Source organism: Pseudomonas nabeulensis, from assembly GCF_004682045.1.
In the GTDB taxonomy this organism is placed as follows: Bacteria; Pseudomonadota; Gammaproteobacteria; order Pseudomonadales; family Pseudomonadaceae; genus Aquipseudomonas; species Aquipseudomonas nabeulensis.
This window is the reverse complement of sequence record NZ_QUZT01000019.1, coordinates 64,824-80,729: the sequence shown is the minus strand read 5'-3', so window position 1 is coordinate 80,729 and position 15,906 is coordinate 64,824. Positions and strand designations below refer to the sequence as shown.

Below are 15,906 nucleotides of genomic sequence, written 5' to 3'. Positions count from 1 at the left end.
CTCTCTGGCAAAATCGGCGGCATGACTTCGCATCCTAATCTCGATCAATTAAACCCTGAAGAACTGCGTGCCTTGGCGGCGCAGTTGATTCAGTGCGTCGAGACGATGGACAAGCAAATCACCCATCACAAGTCGGTCAACGAGAAGCTAGCCCACGAAATCGCGCTGCTCAAACGCTTCAAGTTTGCCAAGCGCAGCGAGCAGATGAGACCGGATCAAGCCAGCTTGCTTGACGACTTGATCAACACGGACATCGCCGCCATTGAAGCTGAGCTTGAAGCGCTGCAACCCGCGCCTGTCGAAGCCAAAGTGCGCCTGCAACCCAAGCGTGCTGCGCTGCCACCGCAGTTCCCTCGCAAACTGATCCATCACGAACCAGAAAACAGCCACTGCCGGTGCGGCTGCGCCCTCAAGCGCATCGGCGAAGATGCCAGCGAAAAGCTCGACTACACGCCCGGCGTGTTCACCGTCGAGCGCCACATTCGTGGGAAGTGGGCCTGCGAACAGTGCGAAACATTGATACAAGCGCCGGTACCGGCCCACGTCATCGACAAAGGCATCCCGACGGCGGGTCTGCTGGCCCACGTCATGGTGGCTAAGTTCGCCGACCATCTGCCGCTTTATCGCCAAGAGAAAATCTTTGGCCGCGCCGGGCTGCCCATCGCCCGTTCGACCTTGGCGCAGTGGGTGGGCAACTGCGGCGTGCAATTACAGCCGCTGGTTGATGCGCTGCGCGAAGCCGTGCTGACGCATGGCGTCGTCCACGCCGACGAGACCCCGGTACAAATGCTGACACCTGGCGCGAAGAAAACTCACCGCGCTTATGTCTGGGCTTATGCCACCAGCCAGTTCTCCGATCTGGCGGCGGTCGTTTATGACTTCAGTCCGAGCCGTGCTGGCGAACATGCCCGAGCCTTCCTTGGCCACTGGAGCGGTAAGCTGGTCTGCGACGACTTCGCTGGCTACAAGGCAGGCTTTGAACTGGGCGTCACGGAGATCGGCTGCATGGCCCATGCACGCCGCAAGTTCTTCGACTTGCACGCGACCAACAAAAGCCAGATTGCCGAAAAAGCGCTGCACTACATTGCAGCTTTGTACGAAGTGGAGCGAGAGGTTCGCGAACTTAGATCAGGTGACCGGCAGCGAATACGGCGAGAGAAAGCAACGCCGATCATCGATGCACTTCATACCTGGATGATCGCCCAGAGGCAGCTTGTGCCTGAGGGATCGGCCATCGCCAAGGCGTTGGATTACAGCCTAAAGCGGTGGATAGCGCTGACGCGCTATCTCAATGACGGTGCTGTGCCCATCGATAATAATTGGTGCGAGAATCAAATCCGGCCGTGGGCACTTGGGCGCTCGAACTGGTTGTTCGCAGGCTCGCTACGCAGTGGTAAACGTGCGGCTGCAATCATGAGTTTGATTCAGACGGCACGGCTCAATGGGCATGATCCATATGCATACCTGAAGGACGTCCTCACCCGCCTGCCGACACAGCGGGCGAGTGAGATTACTGAGCTACTCCCGCATAAGTGGGGTCACATCTAACAGTCCAGATTTTCTAGTGAGACACCAGGCTTTTTGGAACGTAGGCTGCTACTGACCTGCGGATTTCTTCCCTAGCCTCATCTGCGCTACCCCAGCGCCCCATCTTCACCCACTTACCCGGTTCCAACGCCTTGTAGTTCTCAAAGAAATGCTGGATCTGCGCAAGCAGAAGTGCGGGAAGGTCCTCGCACTCCTTGATATCGTTGTACATCGAGCTGAGTTTGTCATGAGGAACAGCGATTACTTTGGCATCGGCGCCTGCTTCGTCTGTCATGTACATCACGCCAACCGGACGACTGCGAATGACAACGCCAGGAGAGACCGGATAGGGGCAGACCACCAGTACGTCCAGTGGATCGCCATCATCGCTTAGCGTGTTCGGAATAAACCCGTAATTGGCCGGATAGAACATTGGTGTGCTGAGGAAGCGGTCGACGAAGAGCTGCCCACTTGGCTTGTCTACTTCGTATTTGATCGGAGAGTGGTTTGCAGGAATCTCGATAACGGTGAAAAAGTCATCGGGGATCGCGTTACCAGCTGGAATGTCCGTATAGCTCATGTTCATAGCTCCGAAGCTTCGGAAGGGGCTGCGCTGGAGCGCGTTTTTCCAAGTGTGCCCATCTCGATTGGCGTTTTGGTGAAAAACACCGATATTTCCTCACAGTCCAGTCGCTTGAATAACCGCTCTGCCTCATCCTCCGTGATTGCCAAGCGAATCTCCGTGGGTTGATCAGCCAGCTCAAAAAAGTGCGATGAGTGTAGTTTCCCAGTGTGTCCAAAACCTTCGATTCCAGTACATCGCGTGGCACCGCGCAGCCCCATTTCCTTAGCTACGTCGACGATCCACTCGCCAAGCATCTTTCCTTGATAACGACGGTTTTGTTGGGTGAAGAAAACGACCATATAACCTTTCATTTTAATCTCCTCAGCGAGTACCAATCATTTGGTAGGACAATAGTCCGGCAGCGGTCATCGCTAACGAACCTACGACGTGCAATGAAATTGAGCCGAGCGCCCACAGCAATCTCCCTTCTTGGATTAGGGCAACTGTTTCGGCTGAAAAGGTGGAAAAGGTGGTAAGTCCCCCACAAAAACCCGTGATGATTAGCAGGCGCCATTCGGGGCTTAAGGAGGGAGATGCGGCCAAGAACGCGATGGCTAGGCCGATGATGTACCCCCCGACCATGTTCGCCACCACAGTGCCTGGGGGAATTGTCGGGAAGAGTGCGTTGAGCTTCATGCCCAGGAGCCATCGCAACCAAGCACCAAGTGATGCACCGATGGCGATAACTAATAGTGATTTCAGCATGGCTGCAATTCTCCTCTGGGCTGGTAGAGCCGAGGAGGTGCTGATAATCGCAGATTGCGATAGAGAGCTGATATGAGATTTGGAGTCAAGATCCTGTCCTAAATTAGGGGACAGGGAGGCACACCTACGCACCCTGTCCAGGGTTTACGTAGGCATCATCAGCACGAGGCGGTTTAAAGGAGGAATGCCATCTCCTGAGAAGATCCTATAGCAACAGTACCGATAACTTCAACCTCCACGCACCGAAATCAGTACGGCCTATAGGGACGCTGTCTCTACTGTCATAGTGACCTGAGCCTACCCAGCGACCTCAACGGAAATTCGGAAATAGGTACACCGGAATTCTAATCCAGTTGTTCAAGACGGGTTCGGCAGACGCTTACGCTGAGCTTCAGTCAGAGGGTATTGAGCCTTCGGGAACATATAAAACAGTTCTTGAGCGTTCAGGGGAAAGCTACAGATAATTTTGAAGTCATCAGCCTTCACTGGCCTGTGTTGCAATATCATCGCGCGTCCTTAAGGTCTATGCATCCGGAATTCTAGCTCGCCTGGATTTGCTCAAACACTTTGCCAGGTTACCTGGGCACCCATTGGTTGGGTATGCGTGCGACGCTTCTTGCTATCCGCGAGGAGTTGAGTCGCCGGCGCCATGACCTTGTCCGGGTTCAAGGGCAATGGTTCAAACGTGTGGTAAGCGGTTACTTCAATTACCACGCAGTACCGGGGAACCTGATGCGTCTTGGTGGTTTTCGTTTGGCGGTGTGCCGTTTCTGGCGGCAAGCCCTTAAGCGTCGCAGCCAGCGTAATCGGCTTCAATGGTCACGTTACGGACGCCTTGCCGATCTATATATCCCGAGACCCAGAAATGCACACCCTTACCCTGAGGATCGCTTTGCGTCACATACCCGAGGCAGGAGCCGTATGCGGTAGTTCCGCACGTACGGATCTGTGTTGGGGGGCGGCAGGTAACTGCCGTTCCTACCGCGACCCCATTCTCAGTCTTTTTACAGATCAACCTTCTGACATAAGCGATTGAGTTATCATTCCGCAGGGCGCACGCTCTTCCTGTCCCAACCACGCTCTTTCGATCGCCTGGAGCGAAATGCCCTCGTTCGCCTCGTAGGTTCCACGCCCATTCAATCGCGGCGTTGCGACCGACCCACCGTGGTGCACAGCTATGACTTCCCACTTGGTATTGAAGACAGGACTGCCCGAACTACCAGGGTCGGTGGGAGTGCGGTAATGGACAAGCCGATTGTCGTCGTCGACATCAAGCAGGCGACTGTCCTGTAACGAAATTTGCAACCCACTACCGCGGGGATGTCCGACCACGTATACCCTAGTCTTACTATCCACCAATGGCAGACTTCTGGCCTTTTGCAGAACAATCGCGTCAGTGGGAAGCTCATGCAACCGAACGATTGTGACGTCAAGGTCATGTTTGCCGCCATTCGAAACGCCAAGTGCTCCAGGCGGGGACGTGAAAAGAACCTCCCCAACCTTGTATCTAATCAAGTTCCCCCTGGCGGTGGACTCGACCTCAAAAGTGACGAACGCCTCCTCCGGGGCGATGGCATTGGGCACATCGCTGCTGATTACGTGTGCATTGGTGACAAATACCTGCGTTAAGCCCGCTGCGCGGCTGAAAGTACTACCACACAGCAAAAAACCCGTCCCGACACGTTGACCGCTTGCGGTCATGACGCAGCCGACCGATTCACACGCGTTAAGTAGCATTTTGACCGACTGTAATGACAACGTGGAATCGCCAGAAAAGTTTTTCTCTAAGTTCTGTAACTCACCCTCTGAAAGTCCTTCGATATTCCGCTTAGTTTCACGTACCTCAGCGGAGGAAATGAAAAAGCGATGCTCTGTCTTTGCAATGTGTCTGGTGATGATGACTGACAATCGATCGGCACAGGAGCCACATCCTACAAGTGGACTGCCATTCCATATCTCGCGAATTTGCCTATCGTATGACTCAATATCGAACGGTTTGACCGCCGGATGCAGCAGAAATCGATAGAGCCAAAACTCCGCTTCCTCGCAATCGCCCATAGCGAGATAGGCTTCCGACACGGTCGCTGCGGCGAAGGCGTTGTTTGGATCAGCGATGTATTGATCCGTCGCTGTGCCAAGAACCTCTGTCACCAGTACATCTAAGGGGGGAAGAGCCGAAATATCTAATCCTTCTCGCTCCTCGAGTACTAGCAGCGCCACCGCATTGATACCGTGCCAGAATCGATTTCGACCTTGGCGATACGTATTCAGATATTTTTCGCGAGCTTTGACAAGCCAGCTGGGGTCGCGCGTCGCCACGTAACGCTGCTTAAACACTCTCCCCAACAACCCCTCAAACTCAGGAATCTGCTTGATCGCGCCGGCATCCTTCTCACGCGCACGCAGCTTCGGCAACCCCAAGTTCAGCACCTTTTCGGCCTCATCAAGCGATGTAAGGTTAATAAGCGCCTGTGCATGGTATTTTGAGAGAAGTGGGTCGAAATCGTGGCGCTGCTCCCAGCATTCGGCGATCGTTCGTGCATGATCATAATGACGGTTCTTGATCAGCACCTCGACAGCACTACGCGCATTCGCCACCGGCAGCGACGTGCTTTCGATCTCCTCCACAATCAGCTCAACCGCGGCTCCCAGATCCCAAGGCTGGGCATCCTGAATGACCCCCAGTTTAAGGCTGTCAGCGAGTCTGCCCATGATCACAATTCCAATGCTTCGGCCAGCTTCGCACGCAGCTGCGTTCCGGCTAGATAGTGAGTGATCGTATGTCGCCACTTGCCCCAGTTGGATTCCCTGATGTCCTGTACTACCTTGCCGTCAACCGGACGGTAGTCTTTCGCGAAACGAGGCCCTGCACCACAGATTGGATCAAAGGGATCGTAGATGTTGACCCAACTCCTAAGCGTCGTAGCAGGAAAATCAACACTTTCGCTACCTACTGCGAGTAGCTCTTGCTGAACCTCGCGAATGCCCAATGGTGATCCAAGCGTGATCAGGGTATCGACGGGCGGGCAATCCGGGCAGTTACGAATTACGTCGTATGCGATCATCGTGCCCATGCTGTGGGAAACAATTACGATCTTCTCGGCCTTTTCCTGCAGACACCTGAGATCACGCAAAAGTCGCGAGCGAAGCTCTTCGCGAACGTTGAACCGCTTGCCGTCTGTAGGCCTCACATATTCTTTATTGAACAAAAAGTAATAGGCCTCCATCGCTGCCTTTTTTATCATCGCCTCGCGGACCCGCGAAGGGATGAACCGCGCAATCTCATGGTCGCTAGAACAATCTAACGGGCTTGCAGTCGGCACTGCATCGTCGACAGTTAGGTTGGCGGTGATCGCAGCTTGGAAGCCCTCAAGAAATGCAGCCTCGCGCGGGGTTTTAGGCGCAGGCAGAGGCAAGTCCTCCTCCACACGATCAAGGCCTTCGGCTTGCAGTTCTAGATCCACGCAGCCTTCCATGTAAGACGATATATCCGTCTCGTATTCCACACCATAAAAGACGTCTGCGTAGTAGTTCAGTACATGCGGAACACCTTCAGTCGCGAGGTCTATCCCCTCGTTCGGAGGTGCAAAAACACTCGGCATCGGATTACCGCGGCTCAGTCCCCACTGCCACAACTCAAGTAGTTGTTCGGGAGCTGGCTTTCTCGCTAGACCATGGATGAAGACCACCGCAACCGGACGCTTGGCCGACATTAAACTTCTCCTTAAGTGCGTAAACCGAAATTCAGAGCTGATCGCAATCCGGAAGATTTTCGAACACCTTGCGAATCAATCCGCGCTCAACGGCATTAGGCCCGAGCCTGGCCATTAGGCGGCACGCCTGCTTCCAAGTCGATTTGTGAGAGCCCGTCTGACTGCGCGCAATTGCCACTGCGGCTTCGTAGTTTCTCGCGGCTTCAACATAGTTCCTCTGGATGAGCCACGCCTCTGCCACAGTTGCCGTCATCCAGTAATCGCCAGGACGAGGTCCGGTGCCTACGATCTTCTGAACTTCAAGCGCCAACTGCGCAGCGCACTCTACCTCTTCAAGAAATACGCTCTTCGCGGCGGCATTGATCCCGGTGTAGTAGTCATCACGGGCGATAGCGAACGCTTCAGAGTAAAGATCTCGTGATCGCTCCAAGTCGCCGACCTCGCTTGAGCGCTCGTAACGCTCCATCCATGTCGAAGCATATATGCCAAGAGTCTCGGCATCCTTCTCTCCTGACTCATATAGCTCAGCGAGAATCTGTTGAGCATCTATAAGATCGTTCTGTGAGCCGCCACCACGGGCACGTCGGAGCAACGCGAGCGCATGTAATTGTTTCGGACGAATCGCACGCGGAAACTCCCTTTCTATTTCCAGCAACATCGCCACTGCATCATCGTAGGCTCCCAGTTGCGTCAACCCCTCTGCCGCCCTACAACCAAGTGCGGCGGCTACCCTCCAATGTCCGCCGCGCTCTGCGAACAGCGAATTCAGCCGCTCCGTGGAGCCATCACGTATTGCCATATCGATCTGATTCGCAGCACTCCCTGAAAACTCATCGAAATCAAGAGCGATACGCGCCGCCTCGTCGCTCAGAGGCTGACCAACCACCGCATGTAGTAAGCGCAGAAGCTCGCCACCATTCGGACCACCAGGATATGAGCTAAAATCTAGAAAGGTTCGCGCCGAAGCAAAGCCTGAGGGCTCGCTCGCATCAACGCACACAGGCACAAATTTGAAATCTGTTCGTAGGCTAGCCGTCGCTTCCATCGCCTGGTATCGGCTAACGACACACTTGGAGTTAAAGTCTTTCGTAGAACAAACTATTACGCCTGCCTGGCTCGCGGCAATGGCGCGTTCTTGGGACTCCTGAAGCTGATCTCCCTCAGTTAGGGCTACTTGATCAAGCAGCACCTTATGGCCGTAGCAGCGCAAAACATCATAGAGATTGATCACCCACGCCTGATCGGGAGACCGATAGGAGAGAAAGACACTCCATTGGTCATCGCCTGTCAGCGTCCTCAATGTAGGTACCTGTTTGATCCAGTCCTCGGCGGTACTCATGCTGCCTCCCGTCTAAATTTGTCAAAAAAGTTCTTCTCACGCACAACCTATAACATTTAAGCCGCGAATGATCCGTTCGGAAAAAATCCTCCGACTTCAGCCGGACTCTCCAGGTTCCAGTGAAACGGATATCTGGAGAATTCAACGGAGTCTAGCCCTGCAGAACCCGGCAATTCATACCACCAAGCTGTCGTTGATCAACCTGAAACACATCCTACACTCTCGCGAACAGAGTATTTGCCAGGATTGGAGTACGCACCTCATCACAAAGCCCACCACATTTTTCCATCGATTCTGTCATGGCTGTTTTGGCCGCTACAAAAAATAGGCCCCAACACAACAACTGAGAGAAGCTGCAATCTACCCAATCCTTTCCAAGAGACCGTGAGTCCCACCTGTCAGAGCGACTCACCGTCAAAGCAGCCGAGCGAATGATCGGCAATACCGTACCGATTCGCGAGCGCGAGATGTTCTATTCAGGCCTCACGAGCGATGTCAAGGAAAACGAACAAGGTGAAACCTCCCTAATTTCCAGACGGTGGCAGGCATCTACAAATTAGCCACTAGACACCCACTCCCCAATACAGTCATAAGAATTATTAGAGGAGCAGATGCCAACAGATAGTACGATTCGCTCAAGAATTACGGATTGAAATGAGAGTGCCAAGATGCGCTTTATTGACACTCCTTTCATTCTTTTTGTAGCCAAAAGCGTCACATACAGCTTCAATCTTCTGGCAAAATACATCTGCGTTAAGTGGAATCATCCACAGCTCGCCTTTGGTTGGCTCCTCCCGGTTAGTGTTTTGCCATTGCAGATCATTATTCAAAGGATGCTCAGGCTTGAAGGGATGAACATTAAAAATTTTATGGTCAACTTGGGTAATCCAAGACGCTCCTATTTCCGTGATAGCACCCCAAGACATTTTTGTATTTTCACTAGTGACAAAGAGTACGAATATCTTCTGAGTAGAATAGCTTTCAACAAAGAAGTCTCTCAGATATTCATAAACGCCTTTTCCCTCAGGTACACGGCAGACCTCATCATCACAATTGGTATATAAAATATCTTCAGCTGAAACATTATTGTATATGAGCATCTGATAAATTATATCAGCAAACGATTTATCTGGAGATGTTTGGCTAATGAGTATCCTTTTCTTTTGAGAGTCAATCACTGACTTAAGCCCCAAATCGGGACTATTTTTGTTTAAGGAGTCACTGATAGCTTTCTCAATTGCCTCACGCGACAAATCAGAACCCAGCTTGAACAAATCGTCAGCTGCTTCTTCGCTAGCCCTTTTACGGTAGGCATCAATGTTGCGTCGAAGCTTTGCCTCATTACCCTTTTGTTCATCCTGTTTCTTCTGTTTCTTTCCGGCATTTGCTATATCAGTAAAAACCTCTCGCTTCTTGAGAATTTCTGTGAGAAGTTCTTTTCTAACATAATCCAAAACTGCAACATACCGAGGGTCGTCAGACTTATATCCTTGGCGATTACTTAGAGCCATATCTGGCAACTCGGTCAATTCGAATATATCGACATGCAGCTGCCCTACAACATAAACCTCATTAAGTTTGTTTTGACCAACAACTGGTAGGATGTTGAACTCACCCATCTTTTTATTCGCAAAAAGAGAAATGAAATTATCTGGAAAATCAGACATTTCCGCTTTTCGGCCTCGCGTTGTCTTGTATGTACCAATCCAGCCCGCGATCTTGATCGTGTATTCGTGCTCTATCCCATCATTGCCCATCATAACCCGAGGAATAGCTTTCTCACCCGCGGAGCTAACAAGATCTGATCGCCTTTTCGGATAAGGATTTGGAACGAGCTTAGTCAATGGCGAATACTCATCACCAAGCGTAATCAATGTGCCCAGTTCTGACATAACATTTTTGTCAAAATCGTTGACAATAACCGTCTCCTTCCCCCTGATAACGTGTATGCGAAAATCCGCATTTACCAATGGGAATATTTTCAGTAGGTTGCGTTTGACAGCGGAGAGTGTCTTATGCAACCTATACTGTGGGTTCCGCATGACAATTGCTGAACCATGTTTTTTTACATGTTCAAACGTAATGTCAGACTCACTAATGGCTTTAAGCTTGCTGCCTTCATCCGGGTGACGAGAAAGAACGAAACCTGACTTCTCACCATCCGCCACAGTTAAAATATCGACGTTTTCAGAAACAGACAATGCTGCCAACTTCCCTACGCCCTTGCGACCCATTTTGCGTCGCTTGCCAGACTTGGAGAACGAGTCAGCCTCCTTAACTCTTGAAACGCCAGCTATATTGAGATATTTAGTTATATCACCCTTGTCATAAGACATGCCATGCCCATCGTCCTCAATTCGGATATCATCCGGATTAGCAATAATGTAGACATTTTTTGCATCTGCATCATATGCGTTGGCAATCAACTCCGCTAACACATAATAAATATTTGTATAGAGGTTTGGCCCAAGCAGTTCCAATATACGCGGGTCAACATTCAGCTGATACTCTTTCACCAATTAGTCCCTTTAATAAAAATTTATTTTAAATAACCTACAAATTAATAAAATCGTTAACTTCGCCCATCTGTAGCGAACCAATCGCAGAAAATCTTAAACCAATAGGTTTCTACTATATCAGGATGAACGAACTCACATGTCGCAAGCCTATTAAAGGTGGTGCGAAGGCCACTGCCCCCAGACGCATCCTCAAGCGAATAGGGTTTAAGCGAGACCGAGGCCCCACGATCTAATATCCACAGCCTGGGGGCGTACATCTGCTGGGGGGCGGACGGCAACCAAACACACGCGCCCTCGCGAACGAACCCCAGGGTGGCTGGATAGAGGCGTCTATAGTCTGAGTTGGAAGCCTCTGTTTCTGCCGCAATCCACTGTCTATGCTTAAGCACCATGAACAGGCCTAGATTGAGGTTGTTGCGATAACTGTGGTCATGCACCGTTATAGCCACTTTCTACTCCTTGAAATCATAATCCTCCACTTAGAGACTCATACAGACTGTAGCTCATGCTATTGAAGATTCAGAACCTGAAGGCCACCGAACCGAGCCAACTGAAACAGCGGCGTCTATGTATGGAGAAACGCCACTGCGTAGCTACAACCGTCTGCTATGAAGCGATGTTGGCTACCTTATCCAGTGCCCGCGTCTTGGTAAAGCCATACCTACGGCTTTCTGCCACTACGGACCAGGAGAGCCTCAAGGGACTGGTCTGGGATCCATCACTTAGTCTTCAGGACTGCCTCCACGTCACTTAAACGTTTCAGTTCGAACAGCGGATTGCCGTACAGGAAACTCGGTGCTTTCACATCTCCCTTTCTGTCCGGCGTGGAAATACCCTGCTGCATGCGGTGGGGCTTCATGCGTCTTCAATCGGACTACTGCTGCTAAGCATATCCACAATTGCTGGGGTAAAAATCAGCAATCCGTTCTGGGTCAATTTTCAATCCGCAGGGTGGGTCAGTTTTCAATCAGCGCCAACAGTCATCAAGGCAAACGGCAGCGATCTGGTGCTGACATCTCGCGGAGAGGCCTTTCTGGAGTCTGGTGATCCCGATGAGGTTCTGGACTTGATGATCACCCGGATCCTGGGTTTCGATTATCTGCTCCATGCACTGGCTCAAGGTCCGCGTACTCTCCGCGAAGCCATCCTGATACTGCGCACAGCCAATCCTGGGTGGACCAAAGACTTTGGTCCACCAGTTTGATTAGCTGGTTCAAACACTTGTAGTTGGCGCACGTCGTCGACAAAGAACTGCATCTCACGGGTACAGGTCAGGAGTGGGCTCGGCGAATTGACTGGGAGCCTCAGGCACTGCCGGCCGCGGAAGTGTCCGATTCATTATTGTCACCGCAGAGCCTTCAGGTAGTTTTTTCCCCAACGTCAGTGGCAAGACCTGCGCAGCATCAGGTCATTGACGGTTTTTCCAAAAAGTTCCCGTTCAAAAAAGAGCTGATCGCTCAGCTTGATGCCTGACTGTGGAGTCACAAAAGACGACACCTGGCGGTGCTGACGGGGCTTAGCGGGGCAGGTAAAACGCAATTGGCCCGAGGCTACGCGTTGAGCTTGTGGCAGCTCGAAGCCAACCCTGAAGAAGGCTTGCTGATCGTGCCAGTCCAACCGGGCTTGCACGACTATTCCAGCCTGATGGGCTACGTCAATCCGCTCGACACCGAGTCATATGTGCGCACCCGGTTTCTGGATTTTCTCCTGCAGGCGAGTTCGGCCCCGGGCAGACCCTATACGCTGGTACTGGATGAGATGAACCTGTCTCATCCAGCACAATACCTCGCACCATTGCTGTCTTCGATGGAGACGGGAGATGCAATTGAGCTGCACGGTTAGGCCGATGAGATCAATGGTGTTCCTCCCTGCGTTCCTTATCCTGGCAACTTGGTGATTATCGGGACAGTGACATGGATGAAACCACTCACGGGTTGAGTGCCAAGGTTTTGGATCGAGCCACCGTGATTGAATTTTGGGATATCGATCTTGATAGTTATCCTGGCTGGGAGGCGAGCGTTCTCAGCGATTAGCAGCGTTCGACCATTCGCGCGTTGATGAACGCATTAATGGAGGTGCTGCGTCCCGCGCGCATGCATTTTGGCTGGCGTACATTGAGCGATGTGCTGGGCTATGTGGAGCAAACCCAGGCCAGCGGGGTTATCGGTTTTGAACATGCGCTGGATCACGTCGTTTATGCCAAGCTGCTGCCCAAGCTCAGAGGTGAAGACAGCCCGCGCTTTCAGGCAGTATTTGCAGCGCTCAAAAAGGTCCTGGAAGCAAGGGGACTGACCGATTCGCACCAGAAAGTCCGGGATATGCATGAAGATCTGATGCACACCGGCTCAACACGATTCTGGCGGCGACCGTGCCGATCATTCATTGTTCGAGTGCCGAAGGCATACGATTTGCAGTCGTGCGGGGTGAGATCACTTCGGGGTTTTCCGAGCGCTTGACCTACCATTTCACCGCGACGAAAGGCTGGTCGTTGTTTGTCGACGACGTACGACTGGAGCTCATTCAAGTTGCAGGGGCACCTGTATGGCGCTGGTCGCCCGGGTTCTATGCTGGTGAGGTCTGCGCTGAGCTCGTTGATGATCAAGGAAACTATGTAGGCCACTACCGCCTGGATGTCGCGCCTGATCCCAGCAAGCTGGGAGGCGAGACGTTTTCGGCTATGCTAGAGGCTATCCAGGCCTTCGATCCTGTCTTGCTGTTTGGTACCGAGGAGGCTCAGCGGGGTATTTGCAGTGACGATGCGCTGACCACTCATCACCTTCAATCTGCGCGCTTGCGCCGCTATGGTGATCGGCTGCAGGTGACCCACAAGCCATTAACATCCTTGCGCCGAGATCGGCAGCCTATGGGTGCTCATCAGCTCAAAAGCGTGGACGGGATCGCGATTCGTAGGGCGCTTCGTAACCCATCGGGGCTGGCGTTGTTGCATCCTCAGTCTGTAGAGCGACCACCCCTCAATGCTGTTTATTTCAATGTCTCAAAAGCCTACGAGGATCAGGACAACCTGGCAAATCAGGCGATGGGGCTGCTCTTGTCAGAGGTGATCAGTCGATGTCGTAAGGTCAGCACTGCTCTGACGACAGTCGCGAGCAAGATCCGCATGAGTGAAACGCGATCACCATTGACGCCACGCTTGGAGCGACGCATTGCATACCTGGCCGCTTTGCAACGAAAGCTTGAGCGTCTAGAGCATGTCCAGCCATTCAGGTACCTGAAATCTCGGCATCTGTCTGCGGCAGGATTGAAAGCGATCTCTGCCCATCTGGCTCACGCGCGGGCCTATCGTTACGGCTGGTGTGCCCTACGCTCCGGTATCAGTGGAGAGGTCGGGGAGGAGTCTTTATGGATCAGCCTCACCTGGGAAATCTATGAGCGTTGGTGCTACGTGATGCTGGTGAGCGTGCTTAAGCAGCTGCTGGCTCATTTCGAGTGGAAGTGCCGTCGCTTCAAAACCACTGATCGCGTGCGGTGGCGCGTCAAGCATGAGGGGGTCACGCTTGATATTTAGCTGCAGGTTGTATACCCAGCAGTCGACAAAAGACCTTACAACGACTTTTCGAGTCTGTCTCAACGTCGAGTTCCTTACATAGCCATCACCCTATCGGATGTTACAGGCCCGCAGCGTTTTATAGTTTTAGACGTCAAGTATCGCTCAAGTCGTTTCGCTTTGCTGGACGGGATGGAGTCAGCGCATTTGTATCATGACAGCTTACGCTGGCTGGATCGAAAGCCGGGTGCTGCTCTGCTTGTAATTCCGTGCGGTGGGGCGGTACGACAATTGGAGGGCATTGAATTCCAGCAACAGCATGGCGTAGGTGTCATTGCTATGGGAACACAAGTGGATGCAGAGGCTATAGGCAAGCGTCTGGTTCAAATGCTGGGCATTTTTAAGTGTTGCAACTAACGGTTGACGTGTGACTTTTGGGAGCCAAGCTTCAAGAGGACAGTTTCAGAAAATTAGGCCATACCGTTAAGCTTTAGATTTTCTGGCAGATAGCTATGAAGAAAGAGTACTTTGAAATGAAGAAGATGCTGAGCGTTGGGTCTTGGGCATTAGATGCAACGCGTAATGAGAGCTTTGCTCGTGAATTTTGAATCTCAGCGTATAGTGATGTAATTAATATAAGGGCAATAAGTATAAATAGATCAAGTGGAGTTTTTTAATATTGGCTTTGAGTCGAAATTAGTTTTTTTGATCTTCGAAGGAAGCTAAAGATTTTAATTTAGTTCTAAGGTTTTCATTTTCTTTTTCCAGCCTCTGGTTTTCCAATACAACTTGCTCAAACTCTCGATTTTTTTGATTTTGCCTTCTGTGAACCTCAAGAGTTTGTCTGCGGGAGACGTAGGAGTTGATGGACTCCGGGGACGATTGTCCGAGGGAAAGCGACACGGCGCTTTTTATGGATGCGTCGGAGGTGTCTAATTTGAGTTCTGCCCGAATTGTAGACTGTTTAGCGATTTCATCGTTAGTAAATTTTCGTCGAAAGGCATGGATGCCGACTCTCGTGCTGGGAACATTAATTAATTTGATAGCAGCAGCAAAGATTTCTGAGATAGATTGGTTGTTCAACGGGGCACCCGTTCTTGCGGATAGGAAAATTCTGTCGGAAGTGATTGCATCCTTTATATTTTTGTCTTGAAGAAAGTTTTTACGAAACGTCTTAATAAAAGCGTTGATTCTAAAGGCGAGTAGTAATGGGATCTTGTAGCTTAAAGTATTACTATATTTTTGCTCTGGCGGGGATACGACAAAAAAATCTTCATCAGTCACATTGATTTTGTCATCGTTAAACTGACTGCATAGCAGCGAATTTATAGAGGCTCTCCTAAAGCCTGTAGCATTTGCTATTTCTAGCATCAATGCATTTCGATGTGCTATGTAAATATTGCTATGTTTTAGAAATGCGAGCTCAAGATTTCTGAGGTTTTTCTCGGAGGGTTCGTATTTTGTAGTGTGTTTGCTGAGAGCTCCGATGCGCGGGTAAAGTAAAGGGAATAAGTTTTTATCGCGTAATCTATACGTTGATTTGCCGAGATGGTTTGGAAGTGAGGAATAGATTTGGGAGTTTTTAAGGCCAATTATATTCATTAATCCAAGATGAAGTTGAAGCCACGAATAAAAGTGGTAAATCCTACGTAATCGGTTGTTAACTACAGCTTTTAAGCTTTTTGGGGTCGCTTTGCTGTGCTGTTGCAACCGACTGAGGTCATTATCACGGAAATCCCTGAGGGTTTGCGTATCAGCTTGCGTAAATTTAAGGCGGCGTTTGCGCAGGTGAATGTAAAATAGCGATAAGTGAAATATCTCGTTTTTAATGTATTGATGGCTTAGGATCTCTTCTCTTTGCAAATATATTGCGTAATCCATTAGCTCATTTACAATGATTTTCTTTTCTGTGTCGTAAGGTATTGCTATACTGATTTTTGGGGTATGTTGCCATCTAATTTTTAAGCTCATTG

General features: G+C 51.0%; 13 protein-coding genes, 1 pseudogene and 1 riboswitch. Of the genes and pseudogenes, 5 read left to right on the top strand and 9 right to left on the bottom strand.

Annotation, left to right across the window (positions count from 1 at the left end):
* Positions 1-21: 21 nt before the first annotated feature.
* Complete coding sequence (gene tnpC, locus DYL61_RS12540; RefSeq protein WP_135308551.1) at positions 22-1,548, top strand: IS66 family transposase; 1,527 nt, start codon at positions 22-24, stop codon at positions 1,546-1,548.
* A gap of 13 nt (positions 1,549-1,561) precedes the next feature.
* Here tnpC and ppa read toward each other — a convergent pair whose 3' ends face one another.
* The 8 genes and pseudogenes from ppa to DYL61_RS12495 form a co-directional block, all read right to left on the bottom strand.
* Positions 1,562-2,107, bottom strand: a complete 546-nt coding sequence (gene ppa, locus DYL61_RS12535) for an inorganic diphosphatase (RefSeq protein ID WP_026067438.1) — start codon at positions 2,105-2,107, stop codon at positions 1,562-1,564.
* Positions 2,108-2,109: 2 nt separating this feature from the next.
* Positions 2,110-2,463 (bottom strand): DUF190 domain-containing protein, encoded by a 354-nt coding sequence (locus tag DYL61_RS12530; protein ID WP_135308550.1) that lies wholly within the window; start codon positions 2,461-2,463, stop codon positions 2,110-2,112.
* A gap of 10 nt (positions 2,464-2,473) precedes the next feature.
* Positions 2,474-2,857: a fluoride efflux transporter CrcB gene (gene crcB / locus DYL61_RS12525; RefSeq protein WP_010924788.1), complete on the bottom strand. Its 384-nt coding sequence runs from the start codon at positions 2,855-2,857 to the stop codon at positions 2,474-2,476.
* A gap of 142 nt (positions 2,858-2,999) precedes the next feature.
* A riboswitch (Fluoride riboswitch) is annotated at positions 3,000-3,061 on the bottom strand.
* 180 nt (positions 3,062-3,241) lie between these two features.
* Positions 3,242-3,364, bottom strand: a pseudogene (locus DYL61_RS31580) (GNAT family N-acetyltransferase); the annotation flags it as partial.
* Positions 3,365-3,868: 504 nt separating this feature from the next.
* Complete coding sequence (locus DYL61_RS12510) at positions 3,869-5,569, bottom strand: serine protease (protein ID WP_135308549.1); 1,701 nt, start codon at positions 5,567-5,569, stop codon at positions 3,869-3,871.
* Positions 5,570-5,571: 2 nt separating this feature from the next.
* Positions 5,572-6,570 (bottom strand): lipase family protein, encoded by a 999-nt coding sequence (locus DYL61_RS12505; protein ID WP_135308548.1) that lies wholly within the window; start codon positions 6,568-6,570, stop codon positions 5,572-5,574.
* 31 nt (positions 6,571-6,601) lie between these two features.
* Positions 6,602-7,909: a toll/interleukin-1 receptor domain-containing protein gene (locus tag DYL61_RS12500; RefSeq protein WP_135308547.1), complete on the bottom strand. Its 1,308-nt coding sequence runs from the start codon at positions 7,907-7,909 to the stop codon at positions 6,602-6,604.
* Positions 7,910-8,544: 635 nt separating this feature from the next.
* Positions 8,545-10,425 (bottom strand): ATP-binding protein, encoded by a 1,881-nt coding sequence (locus DYL61_RS12495; protein ID WP_135308546.1) that lies wholly within the window; start codon positions 10,423-10,425, stop codon positions 8,545-8,547.
* A gap of 850 nt (positions 10,426-11,275) precedes the next feature.
* On the opposite strand from DYL61_RS12495, the gene DYL61_RS12490 reads away from it, so the two are divergent.
* From DYL61_RS12490 to DYL61_RS12475, 4 genes are all read left to right on the top strand, one after another.
* Positions 11,276-11,632, top strand: a complete 357-nt coding sequence (locus DYL61_RS12490; protein ID WP_135308545.1) for a hypothetical protein — start codon at positions 11,276-11,278, stop codon at positions 11,630-11,632.
* A gap of 359 nt (positions 11,633-11,991) precedes the next feature.
* Positions 11,992-12,270 (top strand): hypothetical protein, encoded by a 279-nt coding sequence (locus tag DYL61_RS12485; protein ID WP_135308544.1) that lies wholly within the window; start codon positions 11,992-11,994, stop codon positions 12,268-12,270.
* 227 nt (positions 12,271-12,497) lie between these two features.
* Positions 12,498-12,884 (top strand): hypothetical protein, encoded by a 387-nt coding sequence (locus DYL61_RS12480; RefSeq protein ID WP_135308543.1) that lies wholly within the window; start codon positions 12,498-12,500, stop codon positions 12,882-12,884.
* Positions 12,881-13,954, top strand: a complete 1,074-nt coding sequence (locus tag DYL61_RS12475) for a hypothetical protein (protein WP_135308542.1) — start codon at positions 12,881-12,883, stop codon at positions 13,952-13,954. The genes DYL61_RS12480 and DYL61_RS12475 overlap by 4 nt, the downstream gene beginning before the upstream one ends.
* Before the next feature lie 675 nt (positions 13,955-14,629).
* Here the strand turns inward: DYL61_RS12475 and DYL61_RS12470 are convergent.
* Positions 14,630-15,904: a site-specific integrase gene (locus tag DYL61_RS12470; protein ID WP_135308541.1), complete on the bottom strand. Its 1,275-nt coding sequence runs from the start codon at positions 15,902-15,904 to the stop codon at positions 14,630-14,632.
* Between the last annotated feature and the right edge of the window lie 2 nt (positions 15,905-15,906).

Coding starts and splice junctions, on each gene's coding strand:
- tnpC (WP_135308551.1), top strand. CDS start 22: ATGACTTCGCATCCTAATCTCGATCAATTAAACCCTGAAGAACTGCGT.
- ppa (WP_026067438.1), bottom strand. CDS start 2,107: ATGAGCTATACGGACATTCCAGCTGGTAACGCGATCCCCGATGACTTT.
- DYL61_RS12530 (WP_135308550.1), bottom strand. CDS start 2,463: ATGAAAGGTTATATGGTCGTTTTCTTCACCCAACAAAACCGTCGTTAT.
- crcB (WP_010924788.1), bottom strand. CDS start 2,857: ATGCTGAAATCACTATTAGTTATCGCCATCGGTGCATCACTTGGTGCT.
- DYL61_RS12510 (WP_135308549.1), bottom strand. CDS start 5,569: ATGGGCAGACTCGCTGACAGCCTTAAACTGGGGGTCATTCAGGATGCC.
- DYL61_RS12505 (WP_135308548.1), bottom strand. CDS start 6,570: ATGTCGGCCAAGCGTCCGGTTGCGGTGGTCTTCATCCATGGTCTAGCG.
- DYL61_RS12500 (WP_135308547.1), bottom strand. CDS start 7,909: ATGAGTACCGCCGAGGACTGGATCAAACAGGTACCTACATTGAGGACG.
- DYL61_RS12480 (WP_135308543.1), top strand. CDS start 12,498: ATGGAGGTGCTGCGTCCCGCGCGCATGCATTTTGGCTGGCGTACATTG.
- DYL61_RS12470 (WP_135308541.1), bottom strand. CDS start 15,904: ATGAGCTTAAAAATTAGATGGCAACATACCCCAAAAATCAGTATAGCA.